Origin of the sequence: uncultured Bacteroides sp. (assembly GCF_910585845.1) — a bacterium.
GTDB lineage: Bacteria > Bacteroidota > Bacteroidia > Bacteroidales > Bacteroidaceae > Bacteroides.
Genome location: NZ_CAJUHF010000006.1, coordinates 1 through 25,661, shown reverse-complemented (window position 1 = coordinate 25,661; position 25,661 = coordinate 1). Strand labels below are relative to the sequence as shown.

The 25,661-nt window shown below is 47.1% G+C and carries 25 protein-coding genes, 1 tRNA gene and 3 pseudogenes; 24 read left to right on the top strand and 5 right to left on the bottom strand.

The genetic code is table 11. The annotated features are described in order from the left end of the window. Positions 1-326: 326 nt before the first annotated feature. From metG to QZ323_RS03090, 3 genes are all read left to right on the top strand, one after another. Positions 327-2,366 (top strand): methionine--tRNA ligase, encoded by a 2,040-nt coding sequence (gene metG / locus QZ323_RS03100; protein ID WP_294632685.1) that lies wholly within the window; start codon positions 327-329, stop codon positions 2,364-2,366. A gap of 161 nt (positions 2,367-2,527) precedes the next feature. After that, positions 2,528-4,003 (top strand): lipopolysaccharide biosynthesis protein, encoded by a 1,476-nt coding sequence (locus QZ323_RS03095; protein WP_294632683.1) that lies wholly within the window; start codon positions 2,528-2,530, stop codon positions 4,001-4,003. A gap of 32 nt (positions 4,004-4,035) precedes the next feature. After that, entirely contained in the window at positions 4,036-5,046 is a 1,011-nt protein-coding gene (locus QZ323_RS03090; RefSeq protein ID WP_294632681.1) for a glycosyltransferase, read from the top strand. A 2-nt stretch (positions 5,047-5,048) separates the two neighbouring features. Here QZ323_RS03090 and QZ323_RS03085 read toward each other — a convergent pair whose 3' ends face one another. From QZ323_RS03085 to QZ323_RS03070, 4 genes are all read right to left on the bottom strand, one after another. After that, entirely contained in the window at positions 5,049-5,546 is a 498-nt protein-coding gene (locus QZ323_RS03085) for an HAD-IIIA family hydrolase (protein ID WP_294632680.1), read from the bottom strand. Between the two features lie 66 nt (positions 5,547-5,612). Then, positions 5,613-6,656, bottom strand: coding sequence for an N-acetylneuraminate synthase family protein (locus QZ323_RS03080; protein WP_294632678.1), 1,044 nt, complete (start codon positions 6,654-6,656; stop codon positions 5,613-5,615). Between the two features lie 86 nt (positions 6,657-6,742). Then, on the bottom strand, positions 6,743-7,495 hold the full coding sequence (locus QZ323_RS03075; protein WP_294632677.1) for an NTP transferase domain-containing protein: 753 nt from the start codon (positions 7,493-7,495) through the stop codon (positions 6,743-6,745). Continuing rightward, the gene (locus QZ323_RS03070; RefSeq protein ID WP_294632675.1) at positions 7,492-8,343 is read right to left on the bottom strand and encodes a hypothetical protein; all 852 of its coding nucleotides are present in this window, start codon (positions 8,341-8,343) and stop codon (positions 7,492-7,494) included. Before QZ323_RS03070 ends, QZ323_RS03075 begins: the two co-directional genes overlap by 4 nt. A 156-nt stretch (positions 8,344-8,499) precedes the next feature. On the opposite strand from QZ323_RS03070, the gene QZ323_RS03065 reads away from it, so the two are divergent. Genes QZ323_RS03065 through QZ323_RS03055 form a run of 3 tightly spaced genes read left to right on the top strand, consistent with a single transcriptional unit; the run spans position 8,500 to position 11,076 of the window. Beyond that, complete coding sequence (locus QZ323_RS03065; protein WP_294632673.1) at positions 8,500-9,072, top strand: ORF6N domain-containing protein; 573 nt, start codon at positions 8,500-8,502, stop codon at positions 9,070-9,072. Then, on the top strand, positions 9,072-10,337 hold the full coding sequence (locus QZ323_RS03060) for a glycosyltransferase family 4 protein (protein ID WP_294632671.1): 1,266 nt from the start codon (positions 9,072-9,074) through the stop codon (positions 10,335-10,337). Before QZ323_RS03065 ends, QZ323_RS03060 begins: the two co-directional genes overlap by 1 nt. After that, positions 10,330-11,076 (top strand): glycosyltransferase family 2 protein, encoded by a 747-nt coding sequence (locus QZ323_RS03055; protein WP_294632669.1) that lies wholly within the window; start codon positions 10,330-10,332, stop codon positions 11,074-11,076. Before QZ323_RS03060 ends, QZ323_RS03055 begins: the two co-directional genes overlap by 8 nt. Positions 11,077-11,090: 14 nt before the next feature. On the opposite strand, the gene QZ323_RS03050 is transcribed toward QZ323_RS03055, so the two are convergent. Beyond that, entirely contained in the window at positions 11,091-11,804 is a 714-nt protein-coding gene (locus QZ323_RS03050) for an NAD-dependent deacylase (RefSeq protein ID WP_294632667.1), read from the bottom strand. 437 nt (positions 11,805-12,241) lie between these two features. On the opposite strand from QZ323_RS03050, the gene QZ323_RS03045 reads away from it, so the two are divergent. The 18 genes and pseudogenes from QZ323_RS03045 to QZ323_RS02960 all read left to right on the top strand — a co-directional run bounded on the left by QZ323_RS03045 (position 12,242) and on the right by QZ323_RS02960 (position 25,638). Further along, positions 12,242-12,838 carry an FKBP-type peptidyl-prolyl cis-trans isomerase gene (locus tag QZ323_RS03045; protein ID WP_294632666.1) on the top strand — a complete coding sequence of 199 codons (597 nt, stop codon included), beginning with the start codon at positions 12,242-12,244 and terminating at the stop codon, positions 12,836-12,838. Positions 12,839-12,858: 20 nt separating this feature from the next. Continuing rightward, complete coding sequence (locus QZ323_RS03040) at positions 12,859-13,725, top strand: FKBP-type peptidyl-prolyl cis-trans isomerase (protein ID WP_294632665.1); 867 nt, start codon at positions 12,859-12,861, stop codon at positions 13,723-13,725. A gap of 280 nt (positions 13,726-14,005) precedes the next feature. Further along, the gene (locus QZ323_RS03035; RefSeq protein WP_007211685.1) at positions 14,006-14,470 is read left to right on the top strand and encodes an Lrp/AsnC ligand binding domain-containing protein; all 465 of its coding nucleotides are present in this window, start codon (positions 14,006-14,008) and stop codon (positions 14,468-14,470) included. Positions 14,471-14,483: 13 nt separating this feature from the next. Then, on the top strand, positions 14,484-14,795 hold the full coding sequence (locus QZ323_RS03030; RefSeq protein ID WP_294632663.1) for a DUF4491 family protein: 312 nt from the start codon (positions 14,484-14,486) through the stop codon (positions 14,793-14,795). Positions 14,796-14,919: 124 nt separating this feature from the next. After that, positions 14,920-14,993, top strand: a tRNA-Ile gene (locus tag QZ323_RS03025). A 610-nt stretch (positions 14,994-15,603) separates the two neighbouring features. Beyond that, the gene (locus tag QZ323_RS03020; protein WP_294632662.1) at positions 15,604-17,097 is read left to right on the top strand and encodes a phage integrase SAM-like domain-containing protein; all 1,494 of its coding nucleotides are present in this window, start codon (positions 15,604-15,606) and stop codon (positions 17,095-17,097) included. 12 nt (positions 17,098-17,109) lie between these two features. Next, the gene (locus tag QZ323_RS03015) at positions 17,110-18,354 is read left to right on the top strand and encodes a DUF6043 family protein (RefSeq protein ID WP_289753694.1); all 1,245 of its coding nucleotides are present in this window, start codon (positions 17,110-17,112) and stop codon (positions 18,352-18,354) included. Between the two features lie 179 nt (positions 18,355-18,533). Further along, positions 18,534-18,851: a DUF3853 family protein gene (locus tag QZ323_RS03010; protein ID WP_294632660.1), complete on the top strand. Its 318-nt coding sequence runs from the start codon at positions 18,534-18,536 to the stop codon at positions 18,849-18,851. Between the two features lie 4 nt (positions 18,852-18,855). Continuing rightward, positions 18,856-20,241 carry a virulence-associated E family protein gene (locus tag QZ323_RS03005; RefSeq protein WP_294632658.1) on the top strand — a complete coding sequence of 462 codons (1,386 nt, stop codon included), beginning with the start codon at positions 18,856-18,858 and terminating at the stop codon, positions 20,239-20,241. A gap of 133 nt (positions 20,242-20,374) precedes the next feature. After that, positions 20,375-20,722, top strand: a complete 348-nt coding sequence (locus tag QZ323_RS03000; RefSeq protein ID WP_294632656.1) for a hypothetical protein — start codon at positions 20,375-20,377, stop codon at positions 20,720-20,722. A gap of 50 nt (positions 20,723-20,772) precedes the next feature. Beyond that, positions 20,773-21,360 (top strand): hypothetical protein, encoded by a 588-nt coding sequence (locus QZ323_RS02995; RefSeq protein WP_294632655.1) that lies wholly within the window; start codon positions 20,773-20,775, stop codon positions 21,358-21,360. 158 nt (positions 21,361-21,518) lie between these two features. Continuing rightward, positions 21,519-21,917, top strand: coding sequence for a hypothetical protein (locus QZ323_RS02990; RefSeq protein WP_289222698.1), 399 nt, complete (start codon positions 21,519-21,521; stop codon positions 21,915-21,917). A 15-nt stretch (positions 21,918-21,932) separates the two neighbouring features. After that, positions 21,933-22,316: pseudogene (locus tag QZ323_RS02985) on the top strand (relaxase); the annotation flags it as partial. A gap of 186 nt (positions 22,317-22,502) precedes the next feature. Then, a pseudogene (locus tag QZ323_RS02980) lies at positions 22,503-23,339 on the top strand (relaxase/mobilization nuclease domain-containing protein); the annotation flags it as partial. A 24-nt stretch (positions 23,340-23,363) separates the two neighbouring features. Further along, positions 23,364-23,906, top strand: a complete 543-nt coding sequence (locus QZ323_RS02975; RefSeq protein ID WP_289753680.1) for a hypothetical protein — start codon at positions 23,364-23,366, stop codon at positions 23,904-23,906. 224 nt (positions 23,907-24,130) lie between these two features. Then, positions 24,131-24,736: a master DNA invertase Mpi family serine-type recombinase gene (locus tag QZ323_RS02970; RefSeq protein ID WP_289753678.1), complete on the top strand. Its 606-nt coding sequence runs from the start codon at positions 24,131-24,133 to the stop codon at positions 24,734-24,736. A 2-nt stretch (positions 24,737-24,738) separates the two neighbouring features. Continuing rightward, positions 24,739-25,005: pseudogene (locus tag QZ323_RS02965) on the top strand (hypothetical protein); the annotation flags it as partial. Between the two features lie 237 nt (positions 25,006-25,242). After that, complete coding sequence (locus QZ323_RS02960; protein ID WP_294632652.1) at positions 25,243-25,638, top strand: hypothetical protein; 396 nt, start codon at positions 25,243-25,245, stop codon at positions 25,636-25,638. Positions 25,639-25,661: the final 23 nt, after the last annotated feature.

Below are 25,661 nucleotides of genomic sequence, written 5' to 3'. Positions count from 1 at the left end.
AGGTTAACAAGAAAAGCAGATGGGTGTAGGTAAAATTGCCTACACCTTCGCCTACACCCTGCCTACATCAATATAAATGTTTGATATTCATTGATGTACGAGTAAAAGTGTAGGTGTGTAGGTAAAATGTGCGCAAAACTACATAATATACGCGCACGCGAGAGAAAAGCTGGGATGCAGTACAGGAAGACAAAAGGATTTATGTCGGGACAGCATTTGGAACGCGAATATTTCATAGCCTTCTCTTTTTCTTTGAGTAGAAAACCGCTATCTTTGCACATCAAAATGTACTCATAACAAAAAGACATAGAAGAAGATATATCACAATGGAAAAGAAATTCAAACGCACCACCGTGACGTCGGCATTGCCCTACGCCAACGGACCGGTTCATATCGGACACCTGGCAGGAGTGTATGTACCCGCCGATATCTACGTCCGCTATCTGAGACTGAAAAAGGAAGATGTAATCTTTATCGGAGGCTCGGACGAGCATGGAGTACCCATCACGATACGCGCCAAGAAGGAAGGCGTGACGCCGCAGGATGTCGTAGACCGTTATCACACGCTCATCAAGGATTCTTTCAAAGAGTTCGGTATCTCGTTCGATGTCTACAGCCGCACCTCGTCGAAGACGCACCATGACACGGCTTCCGACTTCTTCCGCAAACTCTACGACAAAGGTGAGTTCATCGAGAAGACCAGCATGCAATATTACGACGAGGAAGCCAAGACTTTCCTTGCCGACCGATATATCACAGGCGAATGTCCCCACTGCCATGCCGAAGGCGCTTACGGCGATCAATGCGAGAAGTGCGGCACCAGCCTCAGCCCTACGGACCTGATTAACCCGAAGAGCGCCATCAGCGGAAGCAAACCCGTGATGCGCGAAACGAAACACTGGTATCTGCCCCTCGACAAGCACGAAAGCTGGCTCCGCCAGTGGATTCTGGAAGACCACAAAGAGTGGCGCCCCAACGTCTACGGCCAGTGCAAAAGCTGGCTCGACATGGGCTTGCAACCCCGTGCCGTAAGCCGCGACCTCGACTGGGGTATTCCCGTGCCCGTGGAAGGTGCCGACGGAAAAGTGCTGTACGTATGGTTCGACGCCCCCATCGGTTACATCAGCAACACGAAAGAACTGCTGCCCGACTCTTGGGAGAAGTGGTGGAAAGACCCTGAAACACGCCTTGTACACTTCATCGGAAAAGACAATATCGTGTTCCATTGCATCGTCTTCCCCGCCATGCTGAAGGCTGAAGGAAGCTATATCCTGCCGGATAACGTGCCGAGCAACGAGTTCCTGAACCTGGAAGGTGACAAGATTTCCACCTCACGCAACTGGGCGGTATGGTTGCACGAGTACCTCGCCGACTTCCCTGGAAAGCAGGATGTGCTGCGCTACGTGCTCACCGCCAATGCTCCGGAGACGAAAGACAACGACTTCACTTGGAAAGATTTCCAAGCACGCAACAACAATGAGCTGGTTGCCGTCTACGGTAACTTCGTGAACCGCGCCTTGCAACTCACCAAGAAGTACTTCGACGGTGTAGTGCCTGCCGCCGGCGAGCTGACGGACTATGACCGCGAGACCCTGAAAGAGTTCTCCGACGTGAAGGCGGAAGTGGAGAAACTGCTCGACGTCTTCAAGTTCCGCGACGCGCAGAAAGAGGCGATGAACCTTGCCCGCATCGGAAACAAGTACCTCGCAGATACCGAGCCCTGGAAGCTTGCCAAGACGGACATGGACCGTGTAGCAACCATCCTGAACATCTCCCTGCAACTGGTTGCCAACCTTGCCATTGCCTTCGAACCGTTCCTGCCGTTCAGCAGCGGGCGTCTGCGCAACATGCTGAATATGTCGACCTTCGACTGGGCGACTTTGGGAAGTACCGACCTGCTGCCTGCCGGACACCAACTGGGTACACCCGAACTGCTTTTCGAGAAGATCGAGGACAGCGTGATCGAAGCACAAGTGCAGAAGTTGCTCGATACGAAGAAAGCCAACGAGGAAGCCAATTACAAAGCAAATCCCATCCGTCCGAACATCGAGTTTGACGACTTCATGAAGCTGGATATCCGTGTCGGTACCGTGCTGGAATGCCAGAAGGTGCCCAAAGCCGACAAACTGTTGCAATTCAAGATTGCCGACGGACTGGAGAACCGTACCATCGTAAGCGGCATCGCGCAGCATTACAAACCGGAAGAGTTGGTCGGAAAGCAGGTATGCTTCATCGCTAACCTCGCACCGCGCAAACTGAAAGGAATCGTCAGCGAAGGCATGATCCTTTCCGCCGAAAACTTCGACGGTTCACTTTCTGTGGTGACGACCATGAAGGAGGTGAAGCCGGGTAGTGAAGTGAAATAAAATAAATTTAAATGCGGCTGCCCCCGAAAGTTGGGCAGCTGCATCATTTTATTATATTAAACATAGACGAAATATTTCCTCTCACAACATCAAAGAGGAAATGCTTTTACTTATCCAAAGTGAAAGAAGCGCTTTGGAGACAACCTCTTTTAAGCAGATAAATGGGAGCATCGCTAAAAGAAAAAACAGCCAAAGGATTATTGTGGGGCGGTATAGGCAATGGTGCCATGCAATTGCTGAACCTTGTCTTCGGGATATTCCTCGCCCGCCTGCTGGACAGTACCGATTACGGTATGGTGGCTGTGCTGACTATCTTTTCCGCCATGGCCGGAGTCTTCTCGGAAAGTGGCTTCATTCTTGCCATTGTCAACAAGAAAGCGGTGAAGCACGAAGATTATAACGCTGTGTTCTGGTTCAGTATCGGTGTCGGTACATCGCTCTATCTGCTGCTTTCCGCCTGCGCACCCCTCATAGCCGACTTCTATGACACTCCGGAGCTGACGAGGTTGGCGCGCTTCCAGTTCCTTGGGTTCCTTATCGGAAGTTTCGGCACTGCCCACACGGCATACTTCTTCCGTAATCTTATGGTGAAAGAGCGCAGCCAGATACAGATTGTCGCCATCCTCGTTTCGGGAATAGCAGGCGTCGCTTGCGCCTACCACGGTTGGAGGTATTGGGGAATTGCCCTGCAAACAATCCTCTATATCGGCGCCAATGTCGTACTGCTTTGGATACGTTCGCCTTGGCATCCCACGCTGTCGTTCGACATGCGCCCGTTGCGGGCGTTGCTACCCTTCAGCAGCAAGCTGCTCCTGACCTCGCTGTTCACACACTTCAACAACAACATCTTCTCCGCCCTCTTGGGGCGTCTCTATACCATCGAACAGACGGGATACTATTCACAAGGAAGCAAATGGACCACTATGGGCTATTCCACCATCTCTGGGATGATAAACAGTGTCGGACAACCCATCTTCAGGGAAGTGACGGAAGACCGGCAACGTCTGCAAAACGTATTCCGCAAGCTGATGCGCTTCACTGCCTTCGTCTCTTTCCCTGCCATGCTGGGACTGGGCATCGTCTCGCACGAGCTGATCATGATCAGCGTCACGGACAAGTGGCTGGACAGTGTGCCTGTCATGCAGATTCTATGCGTGTGGGGAGCGTTCATGCCGATAGCCACCCTCTACTCCAATCTGATGAACAGCCTCGGACGGCCGAACATCTATATGTGGAACACCATCGCACTGGGCATCTTCCAGCTGCTGTGCGTATTGTGCAGTCATCCCTATGGGTTGAATGTCATGCTGATAGTCTACACTACGGTCAATATGCTTTGGCTACTGGTGTGGCACTACTTTGCCCACAAGCATATCGGGATTCACCTGCTCGATACGTTGAAGGATATTGTGCCTTACCTGTTCATCGCTGCAGCTGTCATGGCGTTCACTTATTGGGTCGCGGGGTATATTGCTAATGTCTATCTTTCGCTGTTAGTGAAAGTGGCTCTTGCCGCTTCGCTCTACCTCCTTCTGATGTGGGGCCTGAAGTCCGTCGTGTTTAGGGAAAGCTTGCACTACCTGCTGAAGCGGAAACCCTATCCTGAAGATACGACCGCCGGCGCGGACCGCCGATGAAGGAAAGCAAATCTTCTTAATACAATTCGAAAATGATGAAACCGGAAGAAACGATAAAGGTCAGCGTACTGATGCTGACCTACAACCAAGAACGATACATCGATGAGGCTATACGCAGCGTCATGCTGCAAGAGACGGATTTCAGATTCGAACTCGTCATAGGCAATGATGCCAGCACGGACCGTACGGATGCCATCTGCCGGAAGTGGCGCGATACCCATCCGCAACAGATCAGGCTGTTCAGCCGCGAACGGAACTTAGGATTGATAGAGAACTTTCTGCAAACCTATGCGAATTGCCGCGGAAAGTACGTCGCCATCTGCGAAGGAGATGACTTCTGGATAGACCGGCATAAGTTGCAGATACAAGCTGACTTCCTCGACACGCATCCCAGCTGTTCCACCTGCTTCCACCGGGTAATCAACTACTTCGAGGATAACGGGACAAAGAGCCTCAGTAACGGCGGAGGACAGAAGTCGGATACCTGCCTGATCGACTTGGCGCGTAGTAACTACATCACCAATGTCTCCGCCGTCTTCCGCAAAGGGCTGTTCGGTGACTTTCCCGACTGGTTTGCTCAGGTAAGCACCTACGACTATGCCCTGCATATGCTTAATGCGCAATACGGGGATATACACTACATCAACCGTCCGATGGCAGTCTACCGGCAACACGGCAAGGCGATATGGAGTATGACAGGAATGGACCGGAAACTGGACACCGCCCTGACCGTACGCGAACTGCTGATCGCTCACTTCGAACAGGTGCAGCGCACGGAGGTTTGCGATGCCTTGCGCAATGCCCACACGCAGATTTGCCTGAACCTGATCCGTTACTACAGGCAGGTGTCGGCTGCAGAGAGTAAGATCCGGGACGCAGAAGAAAGACTGCTCCGGTACCGTCCCGAATGGAGCAGGCAGGAGTTGGCTGCCAAGGAAATTCCACTGAAACCCACAGCCCGTGAGCGGGTCATGAGGGTACTGAAAAAAGTGCGCGGCATGGTTTCCCTGTTCATTCCCCTGCCACGCATCAAAGAGAGATAAACCTACATGAACTTCTGGAGTACCGTCTCCAGCATGCCGTTGTCCGCCAGCAGCTTCTCTACGAACTCGCGGAATGCGCCGAAGCCGCCGTGGGCTGTTGTCACGTAGTCTACTTCGCGCTTCACGTAGTCGGGCGTGTTGCAGGGAGAAGCGCTGAAGCCGACCGCACGCAGCAGGCGGATGTCGTTCAGGTCGTCGCCGATGAAGGCGACATCTGCCAGCGTGATGCCCATTTCCTCGCAGACCTCTTTGGCTTTCGTCAGTTTGTCGCCGACGTGCAGGTAGCAACGGTTGATTTTCAGTTTGTCCGCCCGTTTCTGTACGAGGGCGGAGTTCTCGCCTGTCATGATGGCTACGGGAATGCCCAGTTCGCGGAGGAAGATGACGCCCCAGCCGTCTTTTACGGAGAAGAGCTTCATGACGTCACCTTCGGCGGTGTAATACATTCCGCCGTCTGTCCAAACACCATCAATATCTGTAATAACTAACTTGGGTAACATAAATCTTATTTAGGGTTTATGGGATAAAAACGAAATGAGAATAAAATGAGAATGAAAAAGGGTGCCTCACGATTCAATCAACGCAGGATATACAATCTCATTGCGCGGAATCTCCTTCAGCACCTTATGTCCTATGACCTTGTCGCGCTCCGCCCACTTGAAGCCGTCGCCGGGACTGAGCAGATGGAGGTCCTCCTCTGCGATGACCTCGCCAGGATGCAGCGTGCGGCGGGTAGCGATGGAGCGTTCCAGCTTCACCTTTGCCGAAGCCACGGAAGCGTCGATGTACAACTCTTCTTTCCCCAACCAACGTTCAGCTATCCGGATGTCGCGTATCATGCGGTTCACCCCGTCCGGTCCCAAAGAGCCTTGCTGGTCAGTTCCCTTCATGCGGCGGTCGATGGTGACATGCTTCTCTATCATTTCGGCACCCATTCCTACGGCAACAATAGGGGCGGCGATGCCGATGGTGTGGTCGGAGAAACCGATAGTGTACTGGCCATAATGCTGTTTCAGGTAGCTGATAGTCTTCAGATTGAGATTATCGGGATGGGTAGGGTATTGGGATACGCAGTGCAGGATGGAAATATCATTATGATAGCGGGTGATCACTTCCAAGGCATCATCCAGTTCCTTCCTACCCGCCATGCCGGTGGACAGGATGATGGGTATCCGTGTCTCCGCCATCACTTCCAGCAAGGGGAGGTTAGTGAGGTCGCGGCTTGCCACTTTCAGGCGGTCGGGCGTGAAAAGTTTCAGCAGAGAGAGGCAGCCTTTTGAACAGAGCGTTTCTACAAAATCAAGCCCTAAAGATTTGGCGTGCTTATAGACTTCAAAGTGTTCCTCGTCCGTCAGCTCCAGAAAAGCGCGGTGCTCGCCGTAGGTGCGTCCGAAAGAATGGGGAGAATCGTAAGAACGATTCATCTGGGAGTCTGTCAGTTCCTCATTCAAATCACGTTTGGTCATTTTCACGGCATCCATCGGACGAAGTTCTATATCGAACACTTCCTCACGGACGGGGCGGGATACCAGGTCTACAATCAATTTGGCTATATCAACGGAACCGTTATGGTTCTGACCGATTTCTCCGATAATATATGTACTGTTCATTCGGTTATCTTAGGTTTATTACTGTCTTCAGATCGGTTTCCCCTGCCTTTTTCTGGGACGGGAAGCGGGTGCGTCATGCCTTTATGTCATTTCTCATTCTTCGCAATGTTCTCCAGCATCTTGGCGCGGTATTCGGGATGCGCCTTCACCAGTTGGAGAAGGGCGTGAATGCTACGGTCGGTCTTCTCGTAGAAGGTGGCATACAGCTCTTGCAGCAAGGTGAAGTCTTCTGGGGTGTCGAGCGTGAAGCGGAGGTCGAAGCGGCCTTCCAGTTCGTCGGGCAGCGGCAGCAGGCGTACGTTGAAAGCTTCGGGATGCGTATAGAGATAGATGGTGACATGCTCCACATAGAGTTTCTCTTGCGTGGCGATGGCAGCATGGCGCAGGGCGTCCGTAGTGGTCAGTTCGGCATACAGCCCCAGGTGGGACTTGATGGTGGGGCGTCCGTCGGCAAAGCCGTAGGCGATGTAGTCGGCGGGTGCGAAGGTGTGCTCCGCGAAGAACGTGTTGAACGTCTCAGGGCGCAGGAAAGGATTGTCCGAACAGACACGGATGAAGCGGTCGATATCGAAGGCTTCGGCAGCACGGATAAAGCGGTCGAGCACGTTGTCCTCATCGCCGCGGAAGCAGAGAATCCCTGCCTGGTGTGCCACTTCGGCAAGCACGTCATCCTGCGGGCGTGCGGTCGTGGCAAGCACGATGCACTTGTCCGGACAGGCCTGCCGGATGTTGGCTATCAGAATGTCGATGATGCGCTGTTCGCCGTAGAAGGGGAGCAGAATCTTGTTGTGCAGCCGGGTAGAGCCGGTGCGTGCCTGAATGATTATTCCATCTTTCATATTTTCATCCGTTTAAAAGCGTCGATGTACGAGCCGGGGGTGACGTTGATGACCTCCTTGCCCAGGCGGCGGGCGTAGGCCTCGAGCACGAAATAGGATTTGAAAGCTACGTACATGTGATAAAGTATCGTGTAGAGCCGTGCACTGTTCAGGTTCTCCTGTTTCACGGTGTCGGCATGCGATTTGTTCTGGTCGTAGAAATGTTTCTGATGCATCAGCACCACATTGTCGTCAGTCACGTGGATTTCCGGCAGCCAAGAGTGATCGGCACCTGCCAGGTAAACCTTCTTGAACGGCAGGCGAAGTCCTACGGCAATGGACGGAATCAGCACGTTGTGCGGGCGGGGAACACCCCATCCCCGGCGGAATACCCAGTTGCAGAAGCCTTGGAAGCCTTCGATCGGAGTGGTATTGTAGATGTGGAGTTTGATGTGCGGATTGCCGGCAAGGAGCGGTTGCCAATCCTTGTTCTTCAAGGCGCGGGCGGGGACGAAGAAATTCATGTCCCACGTTGTCTTCTCAGCCATCGTCTTAAACAGTTGTACACGCTTCTCGGGAACTATCCAGAACAGCGGGTCGGCGATCAGGTAGATTTCGGGGCGCAGGCGCTCGAACATGGGTGAGGTGACGCAGAAGTTCACTGCCAGTAGGGTCTTCCCTTTGACGAAAGCCGCGGCTTCCTCTATCGTGCGGTTCAGCGAAGGACCGTTGGCAAGTATCAGCAACTCGTCCGGATTGCTGAAAGAAGAGGGCAAGCGGGTGTTCCACTTGGATTGCAGCAGGATTTTCACCACACTCAAGAATGTCTGCCACAACAACTCCAGTCCTTTTAATCCTTTTTCTCCCATACCATCATTAGCTTTTAAGTATCGTCTATCTGGCTCGCAAAGATAGCCACTTTAAACGAAACCCGTGAGAAACCCGTGAAAAAAACAATCTTTTATACACAACAAACACGCAAAAAACGTACTTTTGCCGAAAATATTCAAGCTCCTCCGAGGATTATGGAACAACTAATTATTCAAAATAAAATATATGAGGTGAGAGGTACCCGGGTCATGCTGGACAAAGACTTGGCGGAACTCTACCAAGTAGAAGTAAAAGTATTGAATCAGGCGGTAAAAAGAAATATCAAAAGATTCCCGCCTGATTTTATGTTCCAACTAAATAAAGAAGAATGGGATAACTTGAAGTCACAATTTGTGACTTCAAGTTGGGGCGGTATCCGCAAACTGCCTTTCGCCTTCACCGAACAGGGGCTTGCCATGTTGTCCGGCATCTTGAACAGCGACATAGCCATCTATGTGAACATCGCCATCATGCGGGCTTTCGTTGCCATCCGCCAAGGTCTGCCCGCTGTAAATACCCACCAGGAACTGGAAGAACTGAAAAATCGGGTAAAAGCACTGGAAAAACTGAGCGAGGAGACGCTTTCCGCTATCAACGACCTGTCCGAAGACAACCGTAAAGAACTGGACGACGTCTATATGGCTCTGTCCCAATTGGCCCGAAAGAAAGAGATACAGCAATCCCCAATAGGTTACAAGACTATTCAAGAAAGGAGGGAAAAAGAATAATGAGAGTAGTTATCATCAGTACGTCAGAACGCATCGGCGGTGCCGCCGTGGCAGCAAGCCGGTTAATGGAATCGCTCAAGAACAGCGGTATCAAAGTAAAGATGCTGGTGCGCGACAAGCAGACCGAACAGATCACCGTGGTGGCTCTCAAGAAGAATTGGAGCCTGGTGTGGAAATTCGTATGGGAACGTATCGTCATTTGGCAAGCCAACCACTTCAAGAAGAGTAATCTTTTTGCCGTTGATATAGCCAATGCCGGCTGTGATATCACCTATCTGCCAGAGTTTCAGCAAGCTGACGTCATCCACCTCCATTGGATAAATCAAGGCATGCTCTCCCTGAAGAATATCGAGAAGATTCTGGCATCGGGCAAACCCGTCGTGTGGACCATGCACGACATGTGGCCCTGCACCGGCATCTGTCATCATGCGCGTCAGTGCACCCGCTACGAGCAAGAGTGCCATCACTGTCCTTTCCTCTACGGAGGGGGCGGAAAGCGTGACCTTTCGCACCGCATCTTTCTCAAGAAGAAGAAGCTCTATCAAGGTCGGCATATCACGTTTGTGGCGTGCAGCCGCTGGCTCGAAAGCCTGGCGCGGAAAAGCGAACTGCTCAGCGGGCATACCGTGATGAACATCCCCAACCCCATCAATACCAACCTCTTCAAGCCTCATGATGCCGCCGAGGCACGCCGGAAATGCAACCTTCCGCAGGAGGGTAAACTCATTCTGTTCGGGTCGGTGAAGATAACGGACAAGCGGAAAGGCATCGACTACATGATCGAGGCGTGTAAACTGCTGGCGGAGAAACACCCTGAGCTGAAAGACGAACTGGGAGTCGTTGTCTTCGGCAATCAGTCCGAACAGATGGAACCCCTGCTTCCCTTCAAGGTCTATCCGCTCAACTTCGTCAGCAACGAGCATCAGTTGGTGGACATCTACAATGCTGTCGACCTCTTTGTGACCCCTTCGCTCGAAGAAAACCTGCCCAACACCATCATGGAAGCCATGTCCTGCGGAACTCCCTGCGTAGGCTTCAACGTGGGCGGCATACCGGAAATGATAGACCACCTGCACAACGGTTATGTGGCACAATACAAATCGGTCGAAGATTTCGCCAACGGCATCCACTGGATACTGACCGAGCCCGAATACGACACCCTTGCCGAACAAGCACACCGGAAAGCCGTCGGAAGCTATTCCGAACGCGCCATTGCCAAAAGATATATTGATGTGTACAACAAAATAACCGGAAGAAATGCATAACCGTCCCACACCGAAGTTCAGCGTCATCACCGTGACTTACAATGCCGAGGCTGTATTGGAAGACACAATACAAAGTGTCATCTCGCAGACCTATCACCACGTGGAGTATATCATCGTAGACGGCGCGTCCAAAGACCAGACCCTTGCCATTGCCGAAAGATACCGCGACCACATCACTCGAATCGTCAGCGAACCGGACAAGGGACTCTACGATGCCATGAACAAGGGCATCGGGCTGGCTACAGGCGACTATCTTTGTTTCCTCAATGCCGGCGACAGTTTTCACGAAGACGACACGTTGCAGCAGATGGTACACACTCTTTCCGGCAACGAACTGCCGGACGTGATGTACGGTGAAACCGCCTTGGTGGATAAAGAAGGACATTTTCGGCGGATGCGCCGCCTCTCAGCTCCCGAAGTGTTGACGTGGAAGAGTTTCAAGCAAGGCATGCTCGTCTGCCATCAGGCGTTTTTTGCCAAACGCACGCTCGTCATGCCTTATCATATGAACTACCGCTTCTCCGCCGACTTCGACTGGTGCATCCGCATCATGAAAAAAGCGCGGACGCTGCATAACACGCATCTCACGCTTATCGACTATTTGGAGGAGGGCATGACCACACAAAACCATAAGGCGTCGCTGCGCGAACGCTTCCGCATCATGGTGCATCACTACGGGCTGCTGAGCACCGTGGCGCATCATGCGTGGTTTGTGTTGCGGGCAGTACTGAAGAAATAGCTTCCCGCTTCCTGTCAGTTTCCCGCCTTTGGTGTAAGAATCGTCTGCCGTAATTCTTCTATCCCTTCCGAGGCCCCTTTCTGAATGACATGTATCTGCCTTGCAGAGTGGGTGTCAACAGGTTTCGGATCAATCAGGTAGACTTCCGCCGAACGGGGCACATAGTTCAGAAGCCCTGCCGCCGGATATACGTTCAGCGAAGTGCCGATGATGACGAAGATATCTGCTTTTTCCACATAATCGATGGCCGTCTCTATCTCCGGTACCGCTTCGCCAAACCAGACGATAAACGGCCGCAACTGACTGCCGTCACCCGCCTTGTCGCCCATCTTCACTTCATACTCTTCCGGCTCCAGCTCCTTTATGTAACGGGGATTGTAAGGGTCGCGGCTGGAACATACCTTCGTCAGCTCCCCATGCAGATGGATGACGTGCGTGCTTCCGGCGCGCTCGTGCAGGTTGTCCACATTCTGTGTGATCACTGTCACCTTGAATTTCTTCTCCAGTTCGGCAAGTCCTATGTGTCCTGCGTTTGGTAGCACATCAAGCAATTGCTTGCGACGCTCATTATAAAAGTTGATCACCAACTCCGGATCTCTCACGTAACCCTCGATGCTGGCAACCTGCATCACCGGATACTTGTCCCACAGCCCGCCCGCATCGCGAAACGTACTGATTCCACTCTCGGCACTCATTCCTGCACCGGACAAAATGACTAAGTTCTTCATAACCGATCTCCTTTTTACATTAACTTAATTTCTTTCTTGCTTTGGTGAAACAATTCGGTCCTATCTGGTCCGTACCCGCTCCATACCAAGTCCATACCCGCTCCAAGGTTCCTCCAAACTATAGGACACGGAGAAACTACGGAGAAACAGCGTTTCTGATAAGGAACTGATGCGACGAAAATATCGGTAATGCGAGAAACATCAATCCTCGAGGAATCTCTCTTTCTACCTTTAAGATTCTGGAAAAGTCGTCCGAGACCCGAATTGCACCGTTAGTTTCTTACAAAAGTACGTAAGATTGCCGAAATAGCCATAGATATAAGAAAATTTAAATCTAAAAAGCATAAATCATTCGAATAAAAGACTTACTTTTGCGACTTGTAATTTTGCAATTGACTGAAAGAGAAATCACTTTCAGTATCAACCCGAAAAAACGTATGGATAAATTTAGTTACGCTATCGGCCTTGGAATAGGTCAAAATTTATTGAGCATGGGTGCCAAAGGCATCGAAGTAGATGACTTTGCACAAGCAGTCAAAGATGTATTGGAAGGAAACAAAACCGCCATTTCGCATGCCGAAGCGCGCGACATCGTGAACAAATACTTTGCCGAACTGGAAGAAAAAATGAATGCCGCCAACATCGAAGAGGGTAAACGTTTCTTGGAAGAAAACAAGAAGCGCCCGAACGTTATCACCTTGCCCAGCGGCTTGCAATATGAAGTTATCAATGAAGGGCGTATAGGAAAGTATGCGACAGCCTCCGACCAGGTGAAATGCCACTACGAAGGTACACTGATTGATGGAACCCTGTTCGACAGCTCCATCAAACGCGGACAACCCGCAGTGTTCGGCGTAAGCCAAGTGATTCCCGGTTGGGTGGAAGCTCTGCAACTGATGCCCGAAGGCGCCAAATGGAAACTTTACATCCCTTCTGACCTCGCTTACGGCGCACAAGGTGCAGGCGAAATGATTCCGCCCCACAGTACACTGGTATTCGAAGTAGAATTGCTCGAAATATTATCTCAAAAATAAAAATAAACAGTAAAAGCAAAATGAAAAAAGTAACATTTATTATGGCTCTTGCAGTAGGTGCAGGCTTGGTTTCCTGTACTGCACAAAGCCCGAAAGCAAACCTGAAAACAGATGTTGACTCATTGTCATATGCTATCGGTATGGCTCGTACCGAAGGTCTGACTCAGTATCTGATGCAACAAGGCGTTGACACAACCCAGATGGCTGAGTTCATCAAAGGTTTCAACGAAGGTGCAACTAAAATCGATAAGAAAGATGCTGCTTACATGACCGGTATGCAGATCGGCCAAATGGTAAGCAAGCAATGGGTAGAAGGCTTCAACCAGCAGATTTTCGGTAACGACTCAACTCAGAGCCTGAGCCGCGAAAACATGTTGGCAGGCTTCATTGCAGGTGTCATGGGCAAAAACAACGTGATGGACAAAGCTGCTGCAGAGGTTTACATGCGCGAGAGCATGGAGGCTATCAAAGAAAAAGCCTTGGCCGTGAAATATGCCGATAACAAAGCTGAAGGCGAGAAATTCCTTGCTGAGAACAAGACTAAAGAAGGCGTTGTAACCACTCCGAGCGGTCTGCAATATAAAATCATCACCGAAGGTAAAGGTGAAATCCCTGCCGATACCTGCAAAGTGAAAGTGAACTATAAAGGTACATTGATCGACGGTACCGAGTTCGACAGCTCATATAAACGCAACGAACCGACTACCTTCCGCGCCAATCAGGTGATCAAAGGTTGGACAGAAGCCCTCACTATGATGCCTGTTGGTTCTAAGTGGGAACTTTATATTCCGCAAGAACTGGCATATGGCAGCAGAGAGACAGGCGGTCAGATCAAACCGTTCTCAACGCTGATCTTCGAAGTAGAGCTCGTAAGCATCGAGAAATAACAATCGGAGCATTGAAAAGCAACAATTAGAACTTCGAAAAGTAACAATTGGGGCATTGAAAAGTAACAATTGGAACTCCGAAAAATAACAGTCGGTAGAAGGTCATCCTTACCTTCCGCATAAACTTGGTGGACGAACAGATGTGAACAAAAACATCTGCTTCGTCCGCTTTTTTTTGACTTATTCCTTATTTTTTCCTCCTTTTGTATAGAGAAATTAAAATAAAGCTCTATATTTGCTTACTATTTGATAAGAATAAAAACATACACTTATTGATATTATGGAAAAAATAGACAATCTTGACCGTCAAATTCTGGAGATTATTTCCCAGAATGCTCGTATTCCCTTCAAGGATGTAGCTGCTGAGTGTGGTGTATCACGCGCTGCCATTCATCAACGTGTGCAGCGTTTGATTGACTTAGGCGTAATTGTTGGTTCTGGCTATCATGTGAATCCGAAATCTTTGGGCTATAGAACCTGTACGTATGTAGGAATCAAGTTAGAGAAAGGTTCCATGTACAAATCGGTAGTTGCCGAAATGGAGAAAATCCCCGAAATAGTAGAATGTCACTTTACCACGGGTCCCTACACCATGCTGACGAAAGTATATGCGCGTGACAATGAGCACTTGATGGACTTGCTGAACAATAAGATGCAGGAGATTCCGGGTGTAACGGCTACGGAAACATTGATCTCTTTGGAGCAGAGCATCAAGAAGGAGATACCTATTTGTCCAGAGAAGTAATTCAGTGTGGTTTATGGAGTTTCTGAATGACTATCATCTTTCGGGCCTATTCATCGGCATTTGTACATTCCTCATTATCGGTTTGTTTCACCCTGTTGTTGTGAAGGCTGAGTACTATTGGGGTACCAAATGCTGGTGGTTCTTTCTTTTGTTGGGTATCATTGGTGTTGTGGCTTCCCTTTGTGTGGAGAATATTCTGGTCGCTTCCCTTTTAGGTGTTTTCGCTTTCTCTTCGTTTTGGACTATCAAAGAGGTCTTTGAACAAGAGGAGCGAGTCAGAAAGGGTTGGTTCCCGAAAAATCCCCGGCGCACATATAAGTTTTAAAAGCGGAAAATAGAGAAGTAAATGGCATCTTTTTACGAAGATACCGATATGTTTTAACTAAAAAGTTTGTATATATCAACAGAATATATTACTTTTGTACCCGCTATCCGAGAAGGATAACACCGGACTTGTAGCTCAGTTGGTTAGAGCAACAGACTCATAATCTGGAGGTCCCTGGTTCAAGCCCAGGCTGGTCCACTTTCAAAATCAAGGAGTTACGAATTTCGCAACTCCTTTTTTCTTGCCCTTGCGTAAACAATGCGTAAACAAACTGTTTGAGTTGGCCGTGTTTTACACATAGAATTTCTATGATGCTCCATGCAATCCTGTAGCATTTTTACCCGAAGTTTTGTTAGTGTGACGACACTTTACGATTAAATGAACTCAAATATACTCCATTTGTATATTGATTTACAGAATAATATTGTAACTTTGCAAATGCAATGCATTTATGGCGAGCCATGACCAAGAGGTGCTCTTTCCTTATAAGGAAAAGTGAGTTTGTCTAACCTTCGTGGGAGGGTCATCCCATTCCGGTGAATCGAAGCGTAGAGGGAGTATTAGTCGGAGAATACTCTATTTCAAACAATATGTGAGAGTTGCTTCAGGGGTTGAGACCGATTAGCAGAAGCCCGGTTACCAGTCAGCGACAGAAGACAACGAGATTGCACCGCTGCATATAACGACAATGTTTTTATCCGTCAAAGGATAGGGACTCTGTGGTTATATGTAGCGTTTTGTATATGTATGCCTCACATTGCAAATCGGCTGTATTCAGAGGTTATGTTGAACATAAACAATGAATGCAATGGAAAAATTGACAAAGTCTTTGCCCCTTTTCAAAGAGCGAAACTGTTCTGTCTCTATCGTGTTGGATTCGCGTACCCGCAGAAAGAATGCGTGTGAGTTTCCATTATCTCTTCGTTTTACGATAGACCGCAAGTTCTTCTACTTTACAGTTGGAAGTTCTTTTACTGAGAAAAAGTTCTCGGACATCTGCAATGCGACGAAATGTAAAAGCGAGAACTACAGGTTACAAAAAGAATGGAAAGACACTATCGTTCCCAAGTACAAAGAAATCCTGATGAACCTGAACAAAGGCGGCATCCTGACATTTGAGATGGTACGTCAATGTATCATGGGTGAAGAAGTGGTGCTATCCAAAGAGGACACAACCAAATCACAATCCTTTATTAGTATATGGGAGCAAGTCATTCACGAGTTGCGTACAGAAGATGGAGGAGTACGTTTCACCACCGCAGAAAGTTATGAGTGTTCTCTCAAATCATTCAGAAAGATTCTTGGAGAAAATGCAATTAAGGGCTTCTGCATCTGTGCGGCAGAACTTCAGAAGTGGAAGGATGGTATGCACAATGGAGTTAAAGACGAAAATGGTGCGATTGTCGGTAAAATCAGCGACACTACGGCCGGTATCTACTTGCGCTGTTGCCGTGCCGTATGGAACAGGTGTGTACATGAAGGCTACCTCAAAGATGTTCCTTATCCCTTTTCTAACAAGAAAGAGAAAGGCTTGGTAAGCATTCCCAAGAGTGCAAAGCGCAAGCAGAGCTTCTTGAACGTAAATCAGATGACGGAACTATACAACCTTTTCGTATCAAAGAAGTATCCTGAACATTGGTCGGAAGAATATGTGCAACGTGCGCATTATTCATTGGGATTATTTCTTGCCCAATATCTTTGCAACGGTTTCAATATGGCTGATGCTGGCCGCTTGACCTATAATAGTTATTATTATCAGACAAATGGCAAAGCTTTCCGCTTCAATCGAAAGAAAACATCCCGACGGAGTGCTGACGGCTCAGAGGTAATAGTCCCTATCATCCCTCCTTTACGATATATCTTGGATGAGATAGCTGCACCTCCGATTCGGGACGGTTTTGTGTTCCCCGATATATTAAAAGGAGCGGAAACGGAAGAGTTACGCCGCAAATACACCATGCAAGAGAACTCAAACGTGAAAGACCGCGTCATTAAGATTTGCCATGAGGCATTGAATTGGGATAAGTCCATCTGTCCGTCCGGCACATGGTGCCGACACTCGTTTGCTACTAATCTGCATAATGCCGGAGTGGATATGGATTATATCTCTGAAAGCATGGGGCATTCAACTTCTGCTCATGCCATTACTCAAATCTACATTGAGCATTATCCTCTCGATATACAGATGCAAAACAATTCAAAACTGCTAAACTTGGAGAATTCTTCTGAAAGGAATGCTCTGTTAGCGAAACTGGCAAGCATGTCCACAGAAGAACTGCTTAAATTATTCAGACAACCTTAATCCGTAATGCTGATGATAAATTTCATAGAAAGGATAAAATCCTATTCCAAAAGGAAGGATGCGGCTGATATGGCTATCCGTGCATGGAAATCAGCCCATGAAGAAGTGTATGCCGACTTTTGTAAGCGCATGGATGCTGTGGCAAAAGGTGATGTATCTGTCCTGATGGACATGTATCTGATGATGCAGAAATGCACACCTCCCGAAGCCTTGATGATGTATGATTGGCTTTCTAATTTGGCAAATGGTAAAGACATACAAAATATAACCAATCAACAATGGGCTGGTCAATATACCGAGACCATAGCCCAATGTATCACCAACAAGCGTTTGTGGATAGGTGTCAGTATCAAAATGGGGACAATAGAACTGCTTACATCGCCAAAGTCCGGGCTGCTGATGGTTCATTCTGAAACACCTATTGAAATATGGAATCGTCTGCCGCAGGAGTTAAGGTCCTACTTGATTGGGCAATTAGATATGTTCATGAAAAACAGCAAAGGATGTTATCTGTTGAGCAAACTGGAAAGAAAAATGGTTTATCAGTTCCTGACCTATATCTCTCAAATTGTTTTCCTCTCTCATGCAGTATTCATTGGTGTGTTCATGGCTAACCTGTATGACCGTGTAATGGAAAAGAAAGAAGACTTGGCTTATTGTATGTATTATTTCGTGGTATTTGACCACGGTCTTTCACGTATGGCCAAATTACTTAACCGTCTGCTGAACAGTGAAGAGGTTGACCATGGCGATATGCTTCTTGTAAAGTTATGCGTTACCCTGCTTGTCAATGGAAGTATAGAGATGGGTACAGAAACCAAAGCAGACTGGGAAGATACCATAGAAGGCTGTACCACGGAAATCTGGAAAGAGGTGATGTTTGCCCTACGAAAAGTAAAAGGCAGGCGAGGCAATAGAAAGGTGATACAATCATTGGATGATATTCTTTTGGACGACAAGGAACGTATCAAGCAGGGTATCCTTTTGTTTCTTGAAGAAAATACAGAGGACATAAGTCTTGCCTATTTGTTGAAATCATTGGTAAAGTCTGGCAAGATAAAAGCGTCCACAAGATACATGACATTCCACCGTACCATAGAACAGTTCTCTCAACGACATTACGGGCACGATATACCACAGAAGCGATACGGGGAAATCAAGGAACTTACTTTGAACTCACCCCAAAGAGGAAGCAGTTACACCAAAGCAAAACGGATAATAGACCGATGGACGGACTATTTTGCCAATAACGGGTAGTTGGGAAATCAAGCTATCCGTATTTACTTTGCAAACAACTGTTGTAATACGGTCGGTTAAAATAAGGTATAAATAAACCGACCAACACACAGAGTTTCATACACTACCTTTGCTTGTGAAATCGGTTTCACAGAGTTGAGCCGAGGCTTAAAGTATTTAATCATCAAACAAGTAAAGGTATGGAAGAAAAACTCAATCTTAACCAACTACTCCAAAAGCCCATCGCCATGATGACGGGTGAGGAGCTTTGTTTTCTCATCACTAAAAGTGTGGAGAGTACAGAAGCGGCCACTCCCCAAGTGGCATCCAAAGGCAACTACTATGGCATAGAGGGTATCGCCCGTGTATTCGGTTGTAGCGTACCCACCGCCAACCGCATTAAGAAGAACGGCATCATAGACAAAGCCATCACGCAGATAGGACGAAAAATCGTAGTGGATGCAGACCTTGCATTGGCTTTGGCAAAGGAATCTGGTGGCATCCATATCAAAGAATAGCGGTATGGAAGAGAATTGGAAAAAGAATCTGGCAACAGACAGTTACGGGAATCCGGTTCGTTCCATCAGTAATCTCCGGCTTATTTTCACACTGGATGAGAATCTTAGTCAGATAAGGTACGATACCTTCTGTCAGGACGATGTGTGTTTCTGCCCTTTGTTCCGCAATGTCAATGGTAACAAAATTGATGAAGAATCAGCAGGAAAGATACAGGACTATCTGGAAAGAACATACAGAATACGCCTGACGCAGAACAAAGTATTTGAGATACTGAAGACCACTTCTTCTGAACGGAGTTTCAATCCTGTACAGGAATTCATCACACAAGAGACATGGGACGGACAACCTCGCATAGCCACAACCATCATAGATTATCTTGGAGCCGAGGACAATCCGCTTGTCAGAGAACAGACAAAACTTTGGTTTGTGGCGGCTGTAACTAGAGTATTCAATCCAGGTTGCAAGTTTGACAACGTATTGACCTTGCCCGGTCCCCAAGGTATCGGTAAGAGCACCTTCTTCAAAGCTATTAGCGGTAAGTGGTTCAACGACTCATTTTCTTTCGCCAGTGGTGACAAGGAGAAAGTGGAGACCATAACCAATGGCTGGATTATTGAAATCAGTGAGTTGAATGGTTTGAAACGAGCGAACGATGCAGAGGCAGCCAAGGCTTTTCTAAGCCGTTGCAGTGATTATATGCGTCCGGCTTATGGGCATAAGGTGGTGGAGTTCATGCGACATAATGTTTTTGCGGCTACCACCAATGAGGCAAACTTCCTGCAAGGAGACAATGGAAATCGCCGATGGTGGATTATCTCGGTCAAAGGCAATGGGTATGTGTCGGATTGGCTGGATAAACTACAGTGTTCCGTTCCTCAGCTTTGGGCAGAGGCATACGCCTATTATCGACAAGGAATGAAACTCTACTTGTCACCGGACATGGAGAATAAGGCCAACGAGGTGCAGATGCAACATTCCAACATTCTTGTCGACCCAATTATGGAGGACATAGAAATGTATCTGGAGCGTGAGGTTCCCATGCAGTATGCAAATTGGATGATTCCGACACGACTGGCTTATCAGAAAGGAGCCTACTTAGAACCAAATTCCACAATGACCTCACTCAATATGGTTTGTGCCCGACAGATAATAGAGGAACTGCCCAATGATTTGGTCAGACGAAATCCGTCCAAATACACTTCGCAATACATCAACCGCTTGATGTCCATGATTCCAAATTGGAAACGGAGTGAACAGGAGAAGGTCAAGGGGCTGCATCCAGCCTACTGCGATAAGACGGGACGGACGAAATCCCCATGGGTGAGGGTGGACACTCCAAGTGAAGAGTCCTGCGCAACACTGCCAAGTGAACTGGAATTACCATTCTAATTTTAAATAAGGGAAAAGAAAAAACTTATGTCCCCTTGTCCCTTTTGCCCTCGAAAAAGAATAAAAATAGGAAGTAAGCAAAATAGAAAGTTATAAAAAACGCTTGGGACACGGGACAATATAAACCAACAATATGAGGAAAGAAGAACTTATCAAACAGCTACAAGAACGTGACCCTTTGCTGGCAAATGTGGTCAGCCACATGGTTACGTATGTTCAAGACTGTTACCCTTCCACCTTTCCAAGTAAGGAACAGACCGAGGCGGTGAACAATTACCTGCGAAGTGTCCATGCCGATGGAGACGGAAGTATGTCAGAACGGAATTGTGAGCACCGGCGTATCGCGTCACAGAACATTACCATTGCCGCCATCCGTGTATTGGACAGCCAACAATTGGACAGGCTGCAAAACGTACTTGACCACATCGCATACGACAAGGAGTATTATATGCCAGAAAGAGGTTACGGTATGCATTGCTGACTTTCTCTTTTGGCTGCACCATTTATAAATCATCTCAAATTATACAGACGATGAAAACAGATTATTGTATAGTACTTTCGTCAGAGCAACTTGCGTATCTGGCAGGAAGCAAATACGGCATTGACCGTATGAAGATATTGCACCGACTTATTGAAGCGGCTGTGTTGGAAGAAACAGATTATGCCATAAAAGGATTTTCCACAACTTTACAAGTGGGGCAAGCCATCCTTTCGGAAGTGGATTTATCCTGCAAGTTAGGCTATGACAAAAAGACCATATCCCGTGTACTTGATAAGATGAACCAGTTGGGAATTGTCGCATCCACGCAGAGTAACCGAACAAGCGTTCACACCCTGAAATGTATATCGGCATGGATGGAAAATGGCAACAGAATAGACAATCCTTTCTATGTCCGAATAAAAGACCGGCAAGAAGAAGGAGAGGATGATTGCAGGCAAACAGAAGCAATGAATGAGGGGTGCGTTTCCGATTCAGATTTTTCCTTCGCAGGCAAAATGCCAGTTATATCAGATAATGGAGAAATTCCTTCTTCCCTTATTTCTGTTTCTTCACAGTCTGCGGCAGAGGAAGAATCCAACGAGGATATTTCTGCGGATAGCCCAACATCATCATATTAGAAATGGCGGTGGAGCCTATGTTTTCGTGTGGGGTCTTGCAAGAAGTTCCTATGTCGCACAAATTCGCTGCACTCATCCGTACCTTATAGGCATATTTCGGCAGTCGCAAGCTCCCACCGGGCTGTCCAATTTTAGAAAGAAGTTTCACTCATAACACAATGAAGAAGAAAAAGAATATCAGCAATGAAGTTGACGAAGAAAATGACAAGAAAGTTATGAGGCGTACCTTGCGACTTGAAGCCAGAGTAACGGAGCAGGAATACACCCAAGCGAAAGAACTTGCCAAAACCTGCGGTTTGTCCATGAGCAACTATGTGCGCCGCACTGCTTTAGGGCAGCATCCACGGCAACGGTTGTCTGAGCGTGAGGTAGAAGCCTTGTGCAGCCTGACGGATGCAAGAGGCGACCTCATCCGTATTGCGGCTGCCGTGAAATCCATCCAAGCGGATAAACGAGCCATGTATTTCAGTGACACACGCTTTGTGGAACAATGGATGATGACAGCCACGCAACTAATCAACCGCTGGAGCCAGATAGAGAATTATCTTACCGAATAAATTTCCTTACTCGTTATGATAGCAAAAGCCAGTACCATACCGCATGGCGCAAATGCCATAAGATATTCCGTCAATAAAGACAGAGCGGATGTAGTCAAAGCCAACCTGTTGCCCGATGATATTTCACCGGAAGCAATGTACGGTCGGATGATGCTCGTGCAGAAGATGTTTGCCGAGAAAATCAACAAGGGCAGACCTCTTGGCAGAAATGTGATAAGAATTGAAATTTCCCCTGCCGAAAACGAAAGCCGTGGTTGGTCTATGAATGACTGGGAACGTTTAGCAGATGAGTTCATCCGTGAGTTTGATTCCATAGACCTTTCTGGCAAGACTAAACGGATATCCTCAAAGCAAACCAATCTCAAAGGTTCGCAATACATAGCCGCCCTGCATCGTGAGGTTCTTCGTCACTTTTGGGGCAGTTCATGTGTTAAAGCTAGTAAATTTATTGCCTAACAAGGTAATGCTTGTCCTATTGAACATGTGTCTTTTGATAGCTTTAATTTTATTCCCTTAAATAAGCTGGTATAGTCTATAGATAAAGGTGTTTAGTATATTTTACTGCCCCAAAAGTGACGAAGAACCCATCGTGATTCCAAAAGTGGCATTCTCCACCTGCACATTGATGCCAACCGTGTGGATATGAATGGAAAAATAAATGATAGCCATAAGATTGGTGAGAGGGCAGTCATGGCTGCGAATATCATCAACGAAAAACGAGGATGGGTACAGTCCAAAGAAATCGGCATACGGCACAGGCAGGAAATCTCAAACTGTTGTATGGAGATACTTCGCGCGATGGACAAATTCAGTTGGCGACAATACAAAATGGAACTGACAAAACGGGGTTACAAAGTGCACATACAAGAAAATGATAAGGGAAAGGTTTATGGTTATTCCATCAAACGGGGGAATTCCAATTATAAATCATCCGTGTTGGGTATCGGGAGAAATCTGACTCCATCAAAGATAGAGGCTACTTGGGCAAAACTGCATCAGCAGGAAAGGAAATCCGAGCCAACAAAATCTATTCCTCAACAAACACAGACAGCCAACGCTGATTCTGTTGTACAACCCAAGATGGCTCCACAGCCTGTTATAAGGTACTATGATATAGCGACAGACGAATATCACAGCTACCATGTGGAGATACCCGAAGCCGCTGACAATATCATCCGGCAAGATTGTTCTTTGGATGAAGCTCATCCGTTGGCTAAGATTGAAGAGATACAACATACGGCTCTTTTACTCTTTGCCGGGTATTTGGATGCTGCCACAAGTATGGCTGCTTCAAGTGGTGGTGGCGGTTCTGACACTGGTGGCTGGGGACGAGATAAGGACGAGGATGAACTTGAATGGGCACGCCGCTGCGCAAGAATGGCAAACAGCATGTGCAAACGCAAAAAAGGACTTCACAGATAATCTACCTTTTATAAATATAAGAAAATGGGTATAGGAAAATCAAGGGGCACTTCACCTATAAATGTCAACGACATGCTGGAGAAAGTTGAAATCAACCAGCAAATTGAGTCAGAAAAACAAGAAATTGATAAACTTCTCATAGAAATAAGAGAAGCAAAGGAAACGCTGATAAAGTTCAATGAGGATTTGGAGAAAGCTATCGCTGCCGAATGTCGCATTGAGGGTGCACTCAAAGCGGCAGCTGGCAGTTGTGAGAATATAGTCAGTGGCATCTGTAATGCAATTGTGAAAGCTGAACGGGACACGAAATTCAAGACAACAATTACCCCAGAGCAACTTACAAAGCTTAGGCAACTTATAGACCATTCTATTGAAAGTTGGATTTCGGTATTGGCAAATCACCGCGCCGAACAAGCAAAACTTATTGCCGAGCATGAATCTAATATGCGCAAAATCATCAGACGGAATGAGGGCGTTTGGTTTTCCGACTTCTGGATGAAAGTTTTGGTGATATTCTTGGTTGTTTATACGGTGGGATTGGGACTGGTCGTATATTGTGCTACATGAAAATCACGTACAATGTAGTATAAATGGGACGGCATTTCCGTCCCATTATTGTCTATTTTTGATGGCTTTTATGTTTGTCTGCAAATTTCCAGCAAGTTAAATCACAAATTAACAGGAAGAAATCTCGCACCTCTACTATAATAATAGGGGCTAATTTCATTAGCTGAATATCCGTCTTATTCAATGAGACAATTTCAAATTATATAACTAAATAAATAACAAAAATGATTTACGGATACATTCGAGTAAGTAGCGACAAACAGACAGTAGAGAACCAACGCTTTGAGATAAACAATTTCTGCGAGCGAGAAAAAATTAAAATTGATGGTTGGATTGAGGAAACCATCAGTGGAACTAAGGCATACGACAAGCGTCAGTTAGGTAAATTGCTCAACAAGGTACAAGAAAACGATCTCATCATCTGTGCTGAACTTTCACGACTGGGACGTAACCTCTTTATGATAATGGAGATACTTAATATCTGCATGACAAAAGAGTGCCGCGTATGGACTATCAAGGATAACTACCGTTTAGGCGATGATATTCAGAGCAAAGTGTTGGCGTTTGCGTTTGGTCTGTCAGCAGAGATAGAACGTAATCTCATAAGCCAACGCACAAAGGAAGCGTTAGCGAGAAAGAAAGCAGAGGGTGTTGTACTTGGTCGCCCGAAAGGGAAAAAGAATGCCCCTGAAAAATACAAGCTATCTGGCAAGGAAACTTTAATCAAAGAGTTGTTGGTTGTTGGTGTATCGAAGCGTCAGATTGCTAAAATCTGTAAGGTTGACCGTAACACGCTTGCACGTTTCATCAATGAAAAAATGGCAGAATAAAACTGAGCGTTTTTGTGCAGCAACAGGGCGTGGAGTGTAATTTTGCAGGTAGTGACAGTTGGGTTATTTTGTCTCCAATAGAACAGAGCATCAAACGGAAGATTGAGGCGGTTGGTACTCCTCTCAAAGACTGGGATATTAACATCTATCGTGGAGTGCTCACAGGTTACAACGATGCTTTCATTATCTCTACTGAAAAAAGAGATGAAATTCTTGCCAGTTGCAAATGTGAAGAAGAGCGTAAGAAAACTGCGGAGTTAATACGACCATATAAGCGCAGTTCCTCAGGTTGTACGGTGTGTCCCCTTGGTCTGCTCTTTTCTCGATTTTATCCCAATATTGGTCTAAATGCGCTTTTATCGTAGGATATTCATTCACATCAATTCGTGGCAGTTTGCCTTTGATTCCATTGTGAGTATTGATAATCCACAAGTCAGCCCACTCATACCCATACCTCTTGATGTCCCTGCCACGAAGAATCGGAGGATTTTAATAAGCCGAAAATAGTGTGGGGAGAAATCTCAGATAGAAGTAAATTTGCATATGAAAGTATAGGCACTTTTGTACCAGAAGCTACAACATTCTTAATGGCAGGAAAGCACCTTCCTTATTTGCTCTGCATCCTTAATTCTCCAATGTCAGAATGGTTCTTTTCAAAAGTAGGAACTACAACTGGAGTGGGTACAGTAAGATGGAAAAAGTTCACAATTCAAGAACTAATAATACCAATCGTTTCACCAGTAGATGAACAATTCTTTGAAGAACAAGTTCAAAATTATATTGATCATTCTATAGATACACAATCTTTTACGTCATCGGTAAATAAGCGGATTTACAGTATAGTTGGACTTAGTGATGAAGAAATATCATTTGCTGAAAATTACTATCCAACAATGTTGTAAATAAACGTAAATATGGAGGATTT